Source organism: Bacillus carboniphilus, from assembly GCF_020524035.2.
Classification (GTDB): domain Bacteria; phylum Bacillota; class Bacilli; order Bacillales; family JAIVKR01; genus Bacillus_CC.
The window spans coordinates 568,538-586,043 of the sequence record NZ_CP129013.1; the positions used below are offsets into that span (position 1 = coordinate 568,538).

The following is a 17,506-nucleotide window of genomic DNA, read 5'->3' on the forward strand; positions in this document are numbered from 1 at the left end:
AGTGAATATAATGGTAGAAAAAACATTTGAAATTATAGCAGATACTGGAGTTCACGCAAGACCAGCAGCAATCTTAGTAAAGAAAGCATCCACTTTTAATTCAGATATAAACTTAGAACATAACGGCAAAACCGTTAATCTTAAGTCCATTATGGGTGTTATGTCTCTTGGAATCTCTAAAGGAGCAACGATAAAAGTGACTGCCGATGGTTCGGATGAGCAAGAAGCGATCACTGGAATAGAGACCACTATGAAAGAAGAAGGCTTAAGCAAATGATCACGTTAAGCGGGATCGGTGCCTCTAGTGGTATCGTGATGGCAAAAGCATACTTACTAGAAGAACCTAACTTAGAAATTGAAGAAAAAACAATTAAGGATACTAAGGAAGAAATATTTAGATTGGAAGAAGCTATTCGTTCTTCTAAAAAAGAATTAGAAAAAATTCGTGACCATGCGAAAAAAGAGCTTGGTGACGAAAAGGCAGAAATCTTTGAAGCCCATTTATTAGTGCTTGAGGATCCTGAACTAATCAATCCAATAAAAGAAGCAATCGAAAATCAAAAACAAAATGCTGAATTCGCTTTGAAAGAAACGGCAACTATGTTTATAAACATGTTTGAATCTATGGATAATGATTATATGAAAGAGCGGGCTGCTGATATAAAAGATGTGACAAAAAGAGTGACAGGTCACTTGTTAGGCGTTTCGCTTCCGAATCCTAGCTTAATATCAGATGAAGTGATTATCGTGGCAGATGATTTAACACCTTCTGATACGGCTCAGCTGAATCGTCAATATGTTCAAGGATTTACGACGAACATTGGTGGACGCACATCTCACTCAGCTATTATGGCTCGTTCAATGGAAATACCAGCCGTAGTTGGAACAAAAGAAGCAACGGAAAAAATAGAAAATGGAATGATGGTTATTGTTGATGGACTTGATGGAACAGTTATTGCTAATCCAACAAATGAGCAATTGTCTTCTTATAAAAATAAACAACAACAATACATTGAACAGCGAGCAGAATGGGCTAAACTTGTTGATAAAGCGACTGTGACAGAAGATGGACATCATGTAGAATTAGCTGCTAACATAGGAACGCCTCAAGATATAGAAAGAGTTTTAGAAAATGGCGGTGAGGGAGTAGGGCTATACCGTACAGAGTTTTTGTATATGGGTCGTGACGAGCTTCCTACAGAAGAAGAACAGTATGAGGCTTATAAAGCAGTTTTGGAAAGAATGGGTGAAAAGCCTGTCGTTGTCAGGACACTTGATATTGGTGGAGATAAAGAGCTTTCATACTTACAATTACCTAAGGAGTTAAATCCATTTTTAGGATTTAGAGCCATTCGCCTTTGCTTAGAAGAGCAATCGATTTTCCGTACTCAATTACGTGCTCTACTTCGTGCTAGTCCTTATGGAAATTTAAAAGTTATGTTTCCTATGATTGCAACCATTGATGAGTTTTTAAAAGCAAAACAAATGTTGTTAGATGAAAAAGAAGCTCTTCAAAATGAAGGGGTGAAAGTAGCAGATGATATTGAAGTTGGCATGATGGTTGAAATTCCTGCCGCAGCAATTATGGCAGATCAGTTTGCTAATCATGTTGATTTCTTTAGTGTAGGAACTAATGATTTAATTCAATATACGCTGGCTGCTGATCGAATGAATGAACGCGTATCCTATTTATATCAACCTTATAATCCAGCGATTCTTAAGCTCGTATCTCATGTCATTGATGGCTGCACACGCTAAAGGAAAATGGGTAGGAATGTGCGGAGAAATGGCAGGCGATTCATTAGCCATTCCTCTATTACTTGGACTAGGACTTGATGAATTTTCGATGAGCGCTACATCCATTTTGCCTGCAAGAGCACAATTAAAGAAACTATCGAAACAAAATGCAGCATCCTTTAAAGAAATGGTTTTAAAAATGAACACAAATGAAGAGGTTATCGCTTTTGTAAAGAAAACATTTGAAAGTTGATCTAAAAGGTTCTAAGTCTTTTATGGCTTAGAACCTTTTTAGAATTATTAAATCCTTGGATTGTTTTACAATTTTTTCGTTCCCGTTATCATTCATAATAAAAGGGGAATAGGTCAAAATAAAATAACGAAGAAAAGGAGTTGATCAAATGGAAAAAAAGGATGTTCAACCAGGAGATGAGGTGTATGTCATTTATAGAAACCCACATACACCTAATGTGGCGAATATACAACAAGCAGAGGTTGTTCCTCATCCAAAAAACGGCGAGGATGTCGCCTTATTTTTACACGAGTCTTATCACTTATTAAGTGAAGATGATGCCATATTCCCTTCTTATGATGAGGCTGAACAAATGTACAACTCCATTTTTGACTATAATCAAAAATAATTTTTAAAGATAATTCCTTCATATATACTCCAAAATTTAGCTGTTTAGACAACTGAGCTAGTGCACACCTTAATGGTATACAATGAATTGGAGGAAGTGTCTTCTATGGTCAAACCATTCATGCCGCAACTTGTTTATTACGAACCAAGGGCTCTTGAATATGAGTTAGGAGAAGAGCTATTAGATAAATTTACCGATTTAGGGGTTGAAATTCGTAAAACTACCTCCCATAACCAAGTAAGAAATATTCCAGGTGATACAGATTTTCAGAAATATCGTGTTTCAAAATCAACGCTAGTTATTGGTGTAAGAAAAACATTGAAATTTGATTCATCTAAACCATCTGCAGAATATGCTATTCCATTAGCGACGGGGTGTATGGGGCATTGTCATTATTGTTATTTGCAAACGACAATGGGGAGTAAGCCCTATATTCGTACCTACGTAAATGTAGATGAAATTTTAGATCAAGCAACAGATTATATGAAAGAACGTTCTCCAGATGAAACACGGTTCGAAGCTTCTTGTACTTCTGATATTGTTGGAATTGACCACTTAACGCATACGTTAAAGAAAACGATTGAATATTTTGGAGAAACCGATTTAGGAAAGCTACGGTTTGTAACAAAATTTTCTCACGTTGATCATTTACTGGACGCAAAACATAATGGAAAGACGAGGTTTCGTTTCAGCATTAACGCGGATTATGTCATAAAAAATTTTGAACCAGGAACTTCTCCTTTGAAAGAAAGAATAGAAGCAGCAAGTAAAGTGGCTAAAGCTGGTTACCCATTAGGGTTTATTGTTGCTCCTATTTATATACATGAAAATTGGCAGGAAGGGTATCGAAATTTATTTATGAAGCTAGACAAACAGCTTCCGAAAGAAGAACGTCAAGATATTACGTTTGAAATGATTCAACATCGTTTCACAAAACCTGCAAAACGGGTCATCCAAAAAAACTATCCAAAGTCAAAACTAGAAATGGATGAAGAGGAAAGAAGATATAAATGGGGAAGGTATGGAATTGGCAAATATATATATCCAAAAGATGAAGAACAGCAATTACGTGAATCGCTGGAAAGTTATGTTAATGAGTTTTTTCCTGATGCGAAAATCGAGTATTTTACTTGATTAAAAAATGGTGTCATTAAATAGGCACCATTTTTATATTGCCATATCTTACTTTGAGAAATCATCATTATTTAGTATGGTTTTGTTAAGTTGAATAATTCATATTGTCGTGCTATTTTTTATGAGAGGAGTGATTATGATGAAAAAAATCGGTTTTATTGGTACCGGAGTGATGGGGAAAAGTATGGTCTCTCATTTATTGAAGGCAGGTTATACGGTCAATATACATACGAGAACAAAGAGTAAGGCTCAAGAGCTTATTGATAAAGGAGCAATATGGAAGGATACTGTCGCTGAAATAGCACAAACAAGTGAGCTTGTCATGACGATGGTTGGCTATCCAAAAGATGTGGAAGAAATTTATTTAGGCTCAAAAGGGCTCATTGAAAATCTACTTCCTGAAGCCATCTGTATTGATTTAACGACTTCAAAGCCATCCCTTGCTAAGAAACTTTCTGAAATAGCAAAAGAGCAACATGTATCCATTTTAGACGCACCAGTATCAGGAGGAGATATAGGAGCTAAAAATGGCACATTAACCGTTATGGTTGGGGGGGAAGAAAAGGTTTTTCAAGAAGTAAAACCGATTTTAGAGTACTTTGGGGAAAATATCATTTTGCAAGGTCCACATGGTGCTGGTCAGCATACGAAGATGTGCAATCAAATTGCTATTGCTTCTGGAATGATAGGTGTTTGTGAAGCGATGGCTTATGCAGAAAAATCAGGTTTAGATCCTAAGCAAGTTCTTGAGAGCATTACTGGAGGAGCGGCAGGTAGTTGGTCACTTTCTCATTTAGCCCCCCGAATGTTGGAAGAAAACTATGATCCGGGGTTTTATATTAAACATTTTATTAAAGATATCGAAATTGCGATTGAAGAAGCAGACGCGATGGAATTATTTATTCCAGGTTTAACGTTAGCCAAGCAATTATATGAAAAGCTGAGCCATCAAGGAGATGAAGACTTAGGAACTCAAGCATTATATAAACTATTTAATTGAAGCCGTTTCATTTGAATAGCAAAAAGTAAATAACGAAAACCAAGAATGTTAAAAAACTAGCATTCTTGGTTTTTATACAATAGTATTTAAGTTTTAAACTTATTTACCGATAAATAGCTGAGTCCAATAATGACCATCTTCTACATATCCTACGCCGATATGTGTGAAATTTTCACTCAAGATATTTTGTCTATGACCCTCACTATTCATCCAAGCCTCTACTACTTGTTCAGGAGACTGTTGACCCATCGCTATATTTTCACCTGCTGCACGATAATCTATACCGAATTCATTCATCATATCAAAAGGCGATCCATAGGTAGGACTGTTGTGAGAGAAATAATTATTTTGTTGCATGTCCAACGATTTTTCTCTAGCGACCTTGTTTAGTTCTTCATCTAGTTGTAATGCTGATAATCCATACTTTGCTCTCTCTACATTGGTTAATTCAATCACTTCCTCTTCGAATGCATGAAGAGAAGTTGTGACTTTAGTATCTTCTTCTTCGATAAGATCTTCATCTACGCTATCATTTTCTTCTACGCTATCATTTTCTTCTACAGGAGTTGCTTCTTCTGAAGTCTCACTTTGTTCAGTGTTTGTATCTTCACTTGAATTACTTTCGTTTGCATCCGATTGTTTGGCTTTTTCACTATCTTCTTTATCGGGAAGACTTTGTTGCTGTTCCTTTTGTTTTTTCTGTTTTTGATTTTTAGATTGTTTTTCTTGTTCGTTTGAAGCATTTTCTTTTTCTGATTGTTGTTTTGTTTCATCTAGTCTTTCTTTAAGAGGTCCACATGAGAAAGCATCTGTATTAAAGGATTGCTTTACATTCATAAGATTACTCATCTCAAGTAGATCCATATTTTGAGCAATTTTCTTTAAAGAAAATTTTTGATTATCTTGTGTTTCTTGTGCTGAAGCGCTATTTGTAGGTTGTAAGACAAATAATGATGCAGCTATAGCCATTGTCCCTATAACAGTTTTTTTCATTTGAATAACTCCTCCTTGTTGTGATTTCAGTAAAATCATATCATATGGTTTTTGTCATATTTACGGTCCTTGTTTCCAGAAAAGGTGGTAAAGAATAGATCTTCGTTTGAATGATTTGAAAAGTCGCATTTTTAGTGGTTGTTTGTTTTTGAAGGAAAGGTAAATATATAGAAAATAAGAATATATTACTAGGAAATAGATATTGACAGAAGAGATGATGAGAAGGCTTTTTAACAAGTTTTACGTTGGTATGACAACTTTTTCATTAACAGGAGTATTTACTTCTGGATATAGAATAGATATAAAATTTTTAAGAATCTATCTAATATCCACCTCTTAGAGTAATATGATAGCCATCATCATACTACCATAATAATCTCGTCATCTAATGGGCAAAACGAACTGTTTATTTAGTAACATTTCCTCCTTAGTTAAATTTATAATATACCAAGTTTTAATAGTGAATAATTTAGGGGAAATAATTCAAATAAACGCAATTAATAGTAGAAAACTAGGTGATAGGAATGGTATAGTAGGAGAGAAATATCATCAATATAAAAAAATTCAAATTTACTAGGCATTTCATCCTTAAAAGGTGAATAAGAGTAATTTATATGAGTGAAAGTGATAAAGGAGTAGTATCGAATGACGGAACAACCATTACAACAATCAAAAAATGACTTAAAAAAGATGAAAAAGTCACGTGTTTTTAGAGTGAATTTTTTCTTCTTTATTATTTTTCTTTTATTTGTATTATTAATAATTAAGTTAGGTTATGTTCAGCTTATTGAAGGAGAGAGCTATGCGAAGGAAGTGAATCGTACAGAAAGGCAGATTTCCTCTTTCCCAGCTCCTCGAGGGAAAATGTATGATCGTTACGGACGGGTAATCGTAGACAATGAAGGAATTCCGGCCATTATGTTTACTCAAGATGGAAAAACAGATGCTGAAGACAAAATAAAAACGGCTAAAAAGCTAGGTGAAATTATTGAGTTTAATTACAGTGAGGAAGAATGGGAGAAACAGCTTAAAGACCGGGATTATAAGGATTATTGGATTGCAGCACATTTGAAAGAAGCAGAAAAACTTGTGAGTGACAAAGAAGCAAAAGGATTGGAAAACGGTGAAGTCTATCAACTTCAAGTCAATCGTGTCAAAGAAAAAGACTGGAAGGCAATAAAAGCTGATGAAAAAGAGCGTGAATTAGCCTTATTATATAAACGGTTCTCCGGCTATCGTTATCAACCTCAAATTGTTAAAACGAAGGCAGAAGCAAAAACAGAGAAAGAAAAAGAACAGTTTGAAAAAGAGTTAGCAGAAGTTTCTGAAAAACTAGAAGAATTAGAGGGGATTGATATCGCCTCCGATTGGAAACGTAGCTATCCTTATGAGGATACGTTTCGAACAATTTTAGGAAGTGTAACGGATAATGGCATATTGGAAGAGCGTGAGGATTTTTATTTAGCGAGAGACTATTCTCGAGCGGACCGTGTAGGAAAAAGTCAACTTGAATATCAATACGAAGAATACCTTCATCCAGAAAAGAGAACTTATGAGTATATTACCGATCGTGATGGAAATACAATTGAGAAGAGACTTGTCGATGAAGGCAGGAGAGGCTATGATCTTGTAACGACGGTGGATATTTTATTTCAACAAAAAGTGGATGAAATACTACTAAAAAACTTAAAAGCTGCAAGGGCTAGCGGGAATTATAATGTTGACCGCTTATATGCAGTCGTTATGGACCCAAATGATGGCAGTGTCTTGGCCATGTCGGGTGTTTATTATAATAAGGAATCGGGCGAATATGAAGATAGATCGTTTGGAACGTTTACCGAACAGTTTGAATATGGTTCTGCCGTAAAAGGGGCAACTGTATTGGCGGGATATCAAGAAGGGTTAAAAATAAATACAACTTTCATTGATAAAAAGTTGTATTTTGCTGGTAATGTAGAGAAAGCATCTTATAATCGTGGTGGTTTAGGTGCTGTAAATGATCTGGTTGCTTTGCAAAAAAGTTCAAATGTTTATATGTATCATATTGGTTTATTATATTTAGGAAAGACTTATTACCCTAATATGCCATTACCAAAAGATCAAACAGCTCTACAGAATTTTAGAAATGCATTTAGTCAGTTTGGACTTGGGGTGAAAACAGGTATTGACCTTCCTTATGAATCAAATGGATTGCAAAATGATATTGTTGACTCAGGTAATTTTCTAGATTTAACAATCGGTCAGTTTGATACCTATACACCTTTACAAATGGCTCAATATGTTTCTACTATTGCCAATGGTGGATATAGAATTAAACCACAATTAGTAAAGTCTATTCATCATTCACATACAGATAAAACAATTGGTCCAGTAGTAACACAAAATTCAAAAAAAATCATAAGTAAAGTTAATAACAATGAAATTGAGATTGATAGGGTGCAAACAGGTTTCAAAAGAGTAGTTAGTTCAGGGACAGCTGCTGGAAAATTTGAAGGTTATGATGTTGCTGGAAAAACTGGAACGGCACAAAAAGCTATAGGAAGTGGAAAGGTTAATAGTACTTTTGTAGGCTATTTTCCTAGTAATGACCCTGAAATTTCTTTCAGTGTAATTGTACCTGACCAAAATTCAAAAGGTGGAGGAGATTTTAATAAAATAATATCTAAAGAAATCGTCAAATTATATGATGATCTCCAAAAAGACTATCAAGAGGAAGGAATGTTAGGCGCAAATATGAAAATTGGGGAAGACTCAGAAGAAGGTAATCAATCCGAAGGTGAACAAGAGGAGGAAGAAACGAATCAGTGATGAGCTGGTTCGTTTTTTTGAAAGTTTAAAAGTGTTACAGCCATTTAATAGAAGAAAAAATAGAGGGGGGAAGTTTGTTTGATGAAAAAACGGTGGTTTACATCTATCGCATTGTTCTTCACTATTCTTTATCATCCTGACAGCCTCAGGTAAATATTATATAAAATTATAAGAATTTTCGGAATAATACTTGAACAAGTTGCTATATAATGTATATCATAGAAGTAGCTTCATAGATTACTACAAAAAAGAAAATAATAAGGAGGCAATATTTGTGGAAGATCGAACAAAGTTTTTTGCAGATTATAGCCATACTGCCTGTTCACATGATGTAGAAATTCCTGAAGAACCCGTGTCATTTTTGTTGAAGAGGAGTGCAAAACTTTATCAAGATCATACGGCTTTATCCTTTTATGGGAAGAAGCTAAATTATGCGGAACTTTATAAAAATTCACTCGCCTTTGCTTCTGCATTGCAAAACAAAGGATTAAAAAAAGGAGATCGGGTTGCCATTATGCTCCCGAATTGCCCGCAATATGTCATTGCATTTTTCGGAATTTTACAAGCAGGTGGAATTGTAACACAAGTAAATCCTTTGCTTGTTGAACGAGAACTAGACTATATATTGAAAGATTCAGGAGCAAATATGATTGTTGCTTTTGATGCGGTTTATGAATTAGTTAAAAAAGTACAACCTGAAACGAAGGTAAAACAAGTGATTACTGTTAGCTTGCAAAAGCCTTTTACACCCCCATCACAAGATCAGGCATTTGAAGACTTTATCCAAACGGCAACCCCATCATTTATACCACCTCATATCGATGCAAAACATGATGTTGCAGTTTTACAATATACGGGAGGGACGACTGGGAGATCAAAAGGAGTCATGTTAACGCACTATAATTTAGTTGCAAACGTCATTCAGTCTGCCGAAGTTTTTAAAACGAAAATTGGGCCTGGAGAAGATATATCGTTAGCAGTTGCTCCTTATTTTCATATCTTCGGATTAACGACAAGTTTGACCTTTCCTGTATATTTTGGGAATGAGTTAATCATAGTTCCTCGCTTTGATGTAGATGAGATCTTGCAAATCATTGAAAAGGAAAAGCCAACAGTATTTCCTGGAGTTCCGACCATGTATGTAGCCTTAACAAACCATCCAAAAGTAACTCCCGAGAGTTTAAAAAGCCTTTGGCTCTGTAATAGTGGTAGTGCGCCAATGCCAGTAGAATTATTAAAAAGGTTTGAAAAAATGTCTGGAGCGATGATTGTCGAAGGATACGGGCTATCTGAAACATCTCCAGTTGCAACTTGTAATCCAATTGATAGTGTTCGAAAGCCAGGAAGTGTAGGGATGGGAGTACCTAAAACAGCCATTAAAATAGTCGATATTGCCACAGGAAAAGAAGAGTTAGGAGCGAACGAACTAGGTGAAGTTGTTATAAGTGGACCTCAAGTGATGAAAGGCTATTGGAATAATGATGAAGAAACAGCGATTGCTTTGAGGGATGGCTGGTTTTATACAGGGGACATTGGTAGGTTAGATGAGGAGGGATATTTGTATATTGTAGATCGAAAGAAAGATATGATTATTGCAAGTGGATTTAACATTTATCCTAGAGATATTGAGGAAGTTTTATATGAACACCCAGCTATACAAGAAGCAGTCGTTATAGGTATACCTGATCAGTATCGGGGTGAGACCGTAAAAGCAGTTCTCGTCTTTAAAGAAAATAGATCAGCATCTGAAGAAGAAATGATTGAATACTGTAAAGAAAGACTTTCTGCCTATAAAGTACCTACTATCTTTGAGTTTAGAACAGAATTACCTAAGACGAATGTAGGAAAGATTTTAAGAAGAGCATTAAGAGAAGAAGTCACGAAACAATAGGAGGATTTAATGAAGATTGAAGATATTGATTCCATTGCAGTAATTGGAGCAGGTCAAATGGGTCACCAAATAGCCATGCTATGTTGTTTAGGAGGATTCAAAACTTTTTTGTATGATAAAGAAGAACTAGCATTGAAAAATGCTAAACAAAAACTCGATCAGTTAACGAGTAGATGGATTGAAAAACAAAGATTTTCTGAAGATAAAATTGAAATCGCTTACAAAAATCTGATCTTCACGACAAATTTTTTAGAAGCCGTTTCGAATACACCGTTTATAATAGAAGCCGTAGTTGAAAAGCTATCCGTAAAGCAAGAGGTTTTTCGAAAGTTAGATGAGTGTGCTCCAAAGGAAGCCATCCTTGCGACAAATAGTTCAACTATTGTCAATTCGTTATTAGCTGAAGTAACGAATCGGAAAGAAAAAGTTATTAACATGCACTTTTTCTTTCCACCAGTGAAAATGGATTGTGTTGAGATTGTTAAAAGTGATCAAACAAGTCAGGAAACGACTTTAATTACAGAGGCTGTCTGTGACAAGATTAATCGAAGTGCAGTAGTCCTTGAAAAAGAAATCTCTGGTTTTGTCGCCAATCGTATTTTAGGAGCCTTGCAAAAAGAGGCGGTATACTTATATGAAAATGGTTACGCTAGCTTTGAAGATATTGATCTAGTTTGTAAAAAAGCACTTAATCATCCTCTTGGACCGTTTGAGTTAATGGATTTATCAGGTATTGATGTTGGTTATTATGTCATGCAGCAAAGGTATGAGGAAACAGGAGATCCTTTGGATAAGCCATTTAAGTGTTTAGAGGATAAAGTAAAAAAAGGTCATCTAGGTAGAAAGACCGGTAAAGGGTTTTATCAATATTCACCTTAACTAAAGGGGGTAATTAAAAGAATAACTTCAAAAAGGAATTATCATTTTGAAGTTATTCTTTTTTTCTTTCAAATGTGGAAGGATTTTCTCTGTGAAGGTAGAAATGGTTCTATATGAAACATTGAACTAAAGAATGAGTTTTTCAATTATGAACAGTGACAGGAACGAGGAATCCTTTAAGAATTCATAAACTTAACAACTAGAGACAAGTGATCGGTGGTTTCAAAAGAGCTAAAAAAGCTTTTTTGAGTTGAAAAGGCACTAAGCTCATAATCATTTTTGATTATCAATCGAAAAAGGTGGTTTGAAGGAGGGGAATTGATGAAAAAAGAACTAAACGAAACAAAGGATCCTATTCAATTAATTGAGGTTTATATCCTTTTATCGGAAAGTGGTCATTTTCGTTTTGTTTCAACCAATTGTTTTCAACTGTTAGGCTATGAACAGCAGGAGCTCATCGGAAAAAATATTAGACACTATGTTCATGAAGAAGACATTTTTTTAATAGATTCTTATTTTTACAATGACCACCATCTTGAACCTTTGTTTCTTCGTCTTGTTAAAGAGGATGGTTCCTGTTTATGGGTTGAAGCGACTGTCGAAATTATTCAAAATCAGCTATGCAATCAGACAGAAATTATTATTAAAATTAAACCTCGTGAAATAGATTATTCATTGAATGATCACCTTCCAACTCGAGAACAATCACTTCCATATGGACAAACCCCCATTGATTATGCTTATTTAAATGATATACCTACTCCTATTGTCATAACAATAGAGGATTCAATCGTATTTGTTAATCATTATTGTCTTTTTCTTTTAGGTGCAAAAGCTACAAGTGAAATTGTAGGTAAGAAGATTGAGCAATTCATTTATGGTTATGATTCATCTATTTTGACCACCTCGAAAAAAACGGAGCAAAAATGGAAAAGGTTAGATGGACAAATGTTAGAGATTGAAATGAAGACAGGAAGAATGATGTTTAAAGGAAAAGATGCTAATATCATGACATTAATGGACATTACATCACGAAAAAGTTTTCAAAAATTACTACAAAAAAATAGAGAGCGTTATCAAAGGTTAATTCAAAACTCTGTAGATACAATCGCTGTTATCCACGAAAATAAGTGGGTTTTTATCAATGAATCTGGGCTCAAGCTGTTTAATGTCCCTAATTATTCAAACATTTTAGGTCATGACGTCTTTTCGAACTTAAATAAAGAATATCATTCAAATGTAAAGGAAATGTTCTCGCATATTTTATGTAAGGTTAAAGAAAAAACAATCGCCAATTTGACATGGGCTACTCCCAATCAACAAGAAGTTTATACTGAAATGATTTCATTGCCTACAACTTATTTTGGTGAACCTGCTGTACAAGTAATATTAAGGGATTTGTCTGAGCGAAAGCAGGCGGAAGAGTTAATGCTCCAATCTGAGAAGCTTTCAGTGGCAGGACAATTAGCTGCGGGAATTGCTCATGAAATAAGGAATCCTTTAACAGCCATAAAAGGTTTTTTACAGCTAATGAGGGGAGAAGAACTTAAAAATGATGAATATGTCGATATTGTATTTTCGGAGCTGAATCGAGTCGAACTCATTTTAAGTGAGCTCCTTTTACTAGCTAAGCCCCAAAAAGCACAACTCAAAGAAATTGCTATTCATAAAATATTAAACGATGTTATTACTTTATTAGAGACGGAAGCAAATATGAAAAACGTACAAATCGTTAAGGATATCAAACAAGAAGAGCCCATCGTCTGTGATGAAAATCAGATAAAGCAAGTTTTTATCAATTTAATTAAAAATGCAATAGAAGCGATGCCGAATGGTGGAAAAGTGAACGTTGAACTAGAAAATAAATCCAATCATGAGATCGTGATAAAGGTTGTGGATGAAGGAGAAGGGATTCCAGATCATTTAATAAAGAAACTAGGAGAGCCTTTTATAACAACGAAACCAAATGGAACAGGGTTAGGTCTTATGATTACATATAAAATTATTCATCATCATCAAGGGGCTATTAATGTTTATAGTAAAAAAGGCAAAGGGACAACGTTTGAGGTATTATTACCTAAAACGTTCCCTTTTGAAGAAGTAGTTGATTAAGGTCCAACTATGCTTGAACAATAGCTTTCTAATCGATCAAGAGCCTCTTTAAGCTGGGCCATGTTATAAGCAAATGAAAGCCTAAAGTAGCCCTCACCATATAAAGAAAAAGAACTACCAGGCACAACAGCTACCCTAGCCTTCTCAAGTAAATCAATCGCAAATTGAAAAGAAGTCATGTTTTGAAAAGGAACTTTTGGAAAAAGATAAAAGGCTCCATCAGGCTTGACGACATCCATTCCCATTTTAATTAATCGCTTATAGACATAGTCAAGACGTTTTTCGTATTCTTTTCTCATTTTGATCGGATCATCTCTCCCATTTGTCAGAGCAGCCAGAGCAGCTCTTTGTGAAATGGAACAAGTACAAGAAACATTGTATTGATGAACTTTTAAAACATGTTGAACAATTTCGGCTGGACCAAGTAAAAAACCAATTCGAAATCCTGTCATACTATGGGATTTAGACAAACCATTTATAATGATCGTTTGGTTGGGCAAAAATGAAGCAATCGAAAGGTGCTTATTGGAAAACTGTAGCTCACTATATATTTCATCCGACAGTATAAAAATATTACGACCTTTGACAAGGTTAGCTATCTTCTCTAGTTCTTCTTCTGAGATAGATACGCCTGTAGGATTTGAAGGATATGGCAACACAATACAGCGAGTTTTATTAGACAATAAAGGCTTAATTTGTTCGGCTGTTATCTGAAAATTGCTCGTTGTTGTATCAACATAAATAGGCTTAGCTTCACTAAGTTTAATTAAAGGTTCATAACCAGGATAAATCGGTCCTGGTAAGAGAACTTCATCTCCGTCTGATAAAATTGTACGGAAGGTTATATCTATTCCTTGACTGGCACCGTTCGTCACTATAATCTGATCTTTAGGAGAGTATTGAAGTTGATCTTTATCATAATAGTATTGGGCAATGGCTTGACGTAACTGTAACATTCCTGCATTTGCAGTATAGGTTGTGAAATTTTCATCAATGGCTAGCTTGGCTGCTTCTTTAATATGTTCTGGAGTTGGAAAATCAGGTTGTCCTATCGTTAACGATAATACATCCTCATATTGTGAAACCATGTTAAAAAACTGTCGAATCCCTGAAATTTGAATATTTTTCACTTGACTATTTATAGTATGTTCCATAAAATCATCCTTTAAGTTCATTCAATAGTTCATTTCTTGTTATGTATTTAGTTCTATTTGCCTGATATTGATTTTTAAGTGCATGTCAGTATTAAATTCTATTATAAGACTTGATGTTTAAATATTAAATAGGTATAACTAACATAGTTACTTTTTTTTTAAAAGCAACAATTTTGTTAAGGGAGAGAAAAAAATGGAAGAAATACAAAACTCGAAGGTGGAAAGTTATGAGTATGCCAGTATAGGATTAAGGTTTGCTGCACATCTTTTAGATGGAATTATACTATCCATTTTATCATTTGTATTGCAGTTTGTTTATTCACTTTTTACTATAAGTGATGAACTCTATGATAAGATCCTTATTTTAGAACAGAATCCCGAGTCTGTGTCGGAGGAATTTGCTGTTGAAATTTTTTGGGAACTTATGCCTATCATATCTTTTTTTATTTTATTATTAGTTATCATGTGTTACCTTTATTATGCGATTTTCCAATCTTCGAAGCTCCAAGCAACTCCTGGTAAATTAGCATGTAGTATCAAGGTAACAAACGTGAATGGCGAAAGAATTGGCTTTGGTCGAGCAACAGGAAGGTTCTTTAGTAAATCGTTTATTTCTTCACCTATCTTCATGATCGGTTATATTATTGCCTTCTTCACTGCAAAAAAACAAAGCTTACACGATTTAATTGCAGGTACGTTAGTTTTAAGAAAATAATCTAATTTTGTTTATTGAGACTTGTTGTCCTCTTATCAGACAACAAGTCTTTTCATATTCACCGTTTTTCTCATGAAAACCTTACAACGGTCGCTTCCACTTTTCTTTATTGTCTAGCTCCAGCGACCAGTGACTGGTGTTGCTTCGCCCTCCTCTCTACGATAAGTCAACATCGAAGCCTGCGGCCTTTCGTGTTTCCTATATCTCATGCGGGGGGGCTATAAGCACCTGCGTCACTAAACGGTCGCTTCCACTTTTCTTTATTCCCCAAAGGTTTGCAAATTCCCATTTTGCGCATCCATAATTAAATTTTCAAGCATCCTAATTTCAATATCCATTTGTTCTAACGTGCCTTTAATTAAATGAATGACGGGTCTTGGTATAAACTTATGGTACTGTTTATACACTTCATTTAGTTCATTATATCTTGATATGACAAGTTTTTTTCTTTTTTGAAAGATATCTATTATTTTTTCTTGATCTCCATATAAGGAAAATGATAGCCCAATACTTAAGGGGTGATAGTTTCTTTCATTTGTTGATAACATTTTATAAAGTAGGTCGTAAAAATGTTCCTTACCAGCTCTATTTATTCTATAAACTGTTCGATCAGGTCTATTCGTATCTGTAATGACTTCGACAACGTCTATCATCTTATCTTTATGTAGTTTATCAATGGCATAATATAAAGACCCCTTCTGTAGTTTTATAAGGTGGTCTAAATGCCTTTCAGACATGGTTTGTTTCAGTTCATAAGGGTGTGCATCTTTTTCCATGAGCAGTCCTAAAATGATTAATTTCATTGACATGAAAATACCTCTCTTCTATATCGCTATTCATATTATATAGAGATCTTTTCCATTTGTTCAATAGTAAAAAAAGAGATGGAATCAATCCATCTCTTTCCTCGTTTTTAATGTAGTGAATGTGCTATAAAATTTGCCAAAAATAAAAGAGCGATAATATAGAGAGGTAAGGTTACCTCTTTATGTCGGTTCATGGCAATTTTAATAAGTGGGTATGCAATGAAACCAAATGCCATACCATCAACAATACTATAGGTTAATGGAATAAGTGTAATGATCAAGAATGCTGGAAAGCTTTCTGTGAAATCTTTCAAATTAATGTTTTGGATATTTTGGATCATTAAACCGCCAATTAAGATTAAAATTGGAGCAATCGCACTATCAGGAACTAGTTTAACGAATGGAATAAAGAATAATGAAAGAAAAAACAACATTCCAGTCGTGATCGCTGTTAAACCCGTTCTTCCACCAGCTGTTATTCCAGAGGCGGTTTCTACTGTTGCAACTGTCGGACTTGTACCGAAAATTCCACAAGTAATCGTTGATAGTGAAGTTGATTGTAGTGATTTTTTATACCGTTCTGGCTGGTTAATCATTTGGACGTGACCATGAACTAAGCCAATGTTTTCAAACACAATGACCATGGTTAAAGAAAAAGTAGCGGTCCAGAAAACGACATCAAAAAAACGGTCAAATGACATGGCGCCAAACACGGATAAGTAATCTGTAAAGGAAAAGTTTGAGCTCGTTGCCGCTTGGTTCTCAATAAGTCCAAACATCCAAGCAATCAAAGTACCCATAACCATACTTATCAAAAAATTACCTGGGACATTTCGAGCAAATAGGATGACCGTTAAGATTAACGTAATCACCGTTGCAAGTACATGTAAGTCAGTCATATTTCCTAGGGCAACAAAAGTGGTTTCACTCCCCACGACGATGCCCCCTTTTTGAAGACCAATAAATGTAAGGAAAATTCCTATTCCTACTGTAATGGCTTCTTTTAAAGAAGAAGGGATTGCATCAGAAATAATATGTGACAGCTTTGTAAAGGCAATAATTGAAAACAAAATGCCTGAAACAAAAACAACGGCTAAACCTTCTTGCCAAGTTAATCCCATCGATTGGCAAATGGTATAGGTGAATAGAGCGTTAACTCCCATCCCAGGAACCACAATAATGGGGGTGTTACCGAAAAAACCCATTATTAAACATCCGACAAACGAACTTAACACAGTTGCAAGAATACCTGCTTCTAATGGAATTCCAGCATCCGTTAAAATAGATGCATTGACGACAACAATATAGACAATAGTGAAAAAGGAAATCGTTCCTGCAAGTAATTCCTTCCGAATCGTTGTTCCTTGTTTATTGAGTTGGAAAAATCGTTCCATCTATATCCTTCCTTAATTGTAACCCTCAACCCTGCCCGTCAATCAGTAGTATAAACAATCTGATTTACATTTAGCATTATAACAAGAGGTCAGACTTTATGCATTATTTTTTTTGGTAAATAAGCAGGTTCATTAATTATGCTATTTATGGCATCATTGTCAATCAATAATTACTATGTTTAAATACTATTTCCTCAAAAAATAGGCACTATTTTACCATGATCCAAAAGATTTTTTTTAGA

General features: G+C 34.9%; 13 protein-coding genes and 1 pseudogene. 10 read left to right on the forward strand and 4 right to left on the reverse strand.

What is annotated here, in order from left to right:
- Window positions 1-10: 10 nt before the first annotated feature.
- The 5 genes and pseudogenes from LC087_RS02920 (at window position 11) to LC087_RS02940 (ending at window position 4,512) form a co-directional block, all read left to right on the forward strand.
- Entirely contained in the window at window positions 11-277 is a 267-nt protein-coding gene (locus tag LC087_RS02920; RefSeq protein ID WP_226538996.1) for a phosphocarrier protein HPr, read from the forward strand.
- Window positions 274-1,990, forward strand: a pseudogene (gene ptsP, locus LC087_RS02925) (phosphoenolpyruvate--protein phosphotransferase). Before LC087_RS02920 ends, ptsP begins: the two are co-directional and overlap by 4 nt.
- A gap of 148 nt (window positions 1,991-2,138) precedes the next feature.
- A complete protein-coding gene (locus LC087_RS02930) occupies window positions 2,139-2,378 on the forward strand; it encodes a transcriptional regulator SplA domain-containing protein (RefSeq protein WP_226538998.1) in 240 nt (79 codons plus the stop codon).
- Window positions 2,379-2,483: 105 nt separating this feature from the next.
- Window positions 2,484-3,512 carry a spore photoproduct lyase gene (gene splB, locus LC087_RS02935; RefSeq protein ID WP_226538999.1) on the forward strand — a complete coding sequence of 343 codons (1,029 nt, stop codon included), beginning with the start codon at window positions 2,484-2,486 and terminating at the stop codon, window positions 3,510-3,512.
- Between the two features lie 136 nt (window positions 3,513-3,648).
- Window positions 3,649-4,512 carry an NAD(P)-dependent oxidoreductase gene (locus tag LC087_RS02940; RefSeq protein ID WP_226539000.1) on the forward strand — a complete coding sequence of 288 codons (864 nt, stop codon included), beginning with the start codon at window positions 3,649-3,651 and terminating at the stop codon, window positions 4,510-4,512.
- Between the two features lie 99 nt (window positions 4,513-4,611).
- Here LC087_RS02940 and LC087_RS02945 read toward each other — a convergent pair whose 3' ends face one another.
- Window positions 4,612-5,505 carry a CAP domain-containing protein gene (locus LC087_RS02945; protein ID WP_226539001.1) on the reverse strand — a complete coding sequence of 298 codons (894 nt, stop codon included), beginning with the start codon at window positions 5,503-5,505 and terminating at the stop codon, window positions 4,612-4,614.
- Between the two features lie 645 nt (window positions 5,506-6,150).
- Here LC087_RS02945 and LC087_RS02950 point away from each other — a divergent pair.
- The 4 genes from LC087_RS02950 to LC087_RS02965 all read left to right on the forward strand — a co-directional run bounded on the left by LC087_RS02950 (window position 6,151) and on the right by LC087_RS02965 (window position 13,195).
- Entirely contained in the window at window positions 6,151-8,313 is a 2,163-nt protein-coding gene (locus tag LC087_RS02950; RefSeq protein ID WP_226539002.1) for a peptidoglycan D,D-transpeptidase FtsI family protein, read from the forward strand.
- Between the two features lie 274 nt (window positions 8,314-8,587).
- Window positions 8,588-10,204: a long-chain-fatty-acid--CoA ligase gene (locus tag LC087_RS02955; RefSeq protein WP_226539003.1), complete on the forward strand. Its 1,617-nt coding sequence runs from the start codon at window positions 8,588-8,590 to the stop codon at window positions 10,202-10,204.
- 9 nt (window positions 10,205-10,213) lie between these two features.
- Window positions 10,214-11,083, forward strand: coding sequence for a 3-hydroxyacyl-CoA dehydrogenase family protein (locus tag LC087_RS02960; RefSeq protein WP_226539004.1), 870 nt, complete (start codon window positions 10,214-10,216; stop codon window positions 11,081-11,083).
- A 321-nt stretch (window positions 11,084-11,404) separates the two neighbouring features.
- Window positions 11,405-13,195: an ATP-binding protein gene (locus LC087_RS02965; RefSeq protein WP_226539005.1), complete on the forward strand. Its 1,791-nt coding sequence runs from the start codon at window positions 11,405-11,407 to the stop codon at window positions 13,193-13,195.
- Here the strand turns inward: LC087_RS02965 and LC087_RS02970 are convergent.
- Window positions 13,192-14,349: an aminotransferase A gene (locus tag LC087_RS02970; protein ID WP_226539006.1), complete on the reverse strand. Its 1,158-nt coding sequence runs from the start codon at window positions 14,347-14,349 to the stop codon at window positions 13,192-13,194. The two genes, LC087_RS02965 and LC087_RS02970, sit on opposite strands and share 4 nt — an antisense overlap.
- Window positions 14,350-14,542: 193 nt before the next feature.
- Between LC087_RS02970 and LC087_RS02975 the strand changes: the two genes are divergently transcribed.
- Window positions 14,543-15,064, forward strand: coding sequence for an RDD family protein (locus tag LC087_RS02975; RefSeq protein WP_226539007.1), 522 nt, complete (start codon window positions 14,543-14,545; stop codon window positions 15,062-15,064).
- A gap of 260 nt (window positions 15,065-15,324) precedes the next feature.
- Here LC087_RS02975 and LC087_RS02980 read toward each other — a convergent pair whose 3' ends face one another.
- Window positions 15,325-15,873 (reverse strand): PadR family transcriptional regulator, encoded by a 549-nt coding sequence (locus LC087_RS02980; RefSeq protein WP_226539008.1) that lies wholly within the window; start codon window positions 15,871-15,873, stop codon window positions 15,325-15,327.
- A 104-nt stretch (window positions 15,874-15,977) separates the two neighbouring features.
- On the reverse strand, window positions 15,978-17,264 hold the full coding sequence (locus LC087_RS02985) for an NCS2 family permease (RefSeq protein WP_226539009.1): 1,287 nt from the start codon (window positions 17,262-17,264) through the stop codon (window positions 15,978-15,980).
- Between the last annotated feature and the right edge of the window lie 242 nt (window positions 17,265-17,506).

Excerpts from the sequence above, each read along its gene's own strand:
- LC087_RS02920 (WP_226538996.1), top strand. The coding sequence starts at position 11 with ATGGTAGAAAAAACATTTGAAATTATAGCAGATACTGGAGTTCACGCA.
- LC087_RS02930 (WP_226538998.1), top strand. The coding sequence starts at position 2,139 with ATGGAAAAAAAGGATGTTCAACCAGGAGATGAGGTGTATGTCATTTAT.
- splB (WP_226538999.1), top strand. The coding sequence starts at position 2,484 with ATGGTCAAACCATTCATGCCGCAACTTGTTTATTACGAACCAAGGGCT.
- LC087_RS02940 (WP_226539000.1), top strand. The coding sequence starts at position 3,649 with ATGATGAAAAAAATCGGTTTTATTGGTACCGGAGTGATGGGGAAAAGT.
- LC087_RS02945 (WP_226539001.1), bottom strand. The coding sequence starts at position 5,505 with ATGAAAAAAACTGTTATAGGGACAATGGCTATAGCTGCATCATTATTT.
- LC087_RS02950 (WP_226539002.1), top strand. The coding sequence starts at position 6,151 with ATGACGGAACAACCATTACAACAATCAAAAAATGACTTAAAAAAGATG.
- LC087_RS02960 (WP_226539004.1), top strand. The coding sequence starts at position 10,214 with ATGAAGATTGAAGATATTGATTCCATTGCAGTAATTGGAGCAGGTCAA.
- LC087_RS02965 (WP_226539005.1), top strand. The coding sequence starts at position 11,405 with ATGAAAAAAGAACTAAACGAAACAAAGGATCCTATTCAATTAATTGAG.
- LC087_RS02970 (WP_226539006.1), bottom strand. The coding sequence starts at position 14,349 with ATGGAACATACTATAAATAGTCAAGTGAAAAATATTCAAATTTCAGGG.
- LC087_RS02975 (WP_226539007.1), top strand. The coding sequence starts at position 14,543 with ATGGAAGAAATACAAAACTCGAAGGTGGAAAGTTATGAGTATGCCAGT.
- LC087_RS02980 (WP_226539008.1), bottom strand. The coding sequence starts at position 15,873 with ATGTCAATGAAATTAATCATTTTAGGACTGCTCATGGAAAAAGATGCA.
- LC087_RS02985 (WP_226539009.1), bottom strand. The coding sequence starts at position 17,264 with ATGGAACGATTTTTCCAACTCAATAAACAAGGAACAACGATTCGGAAG.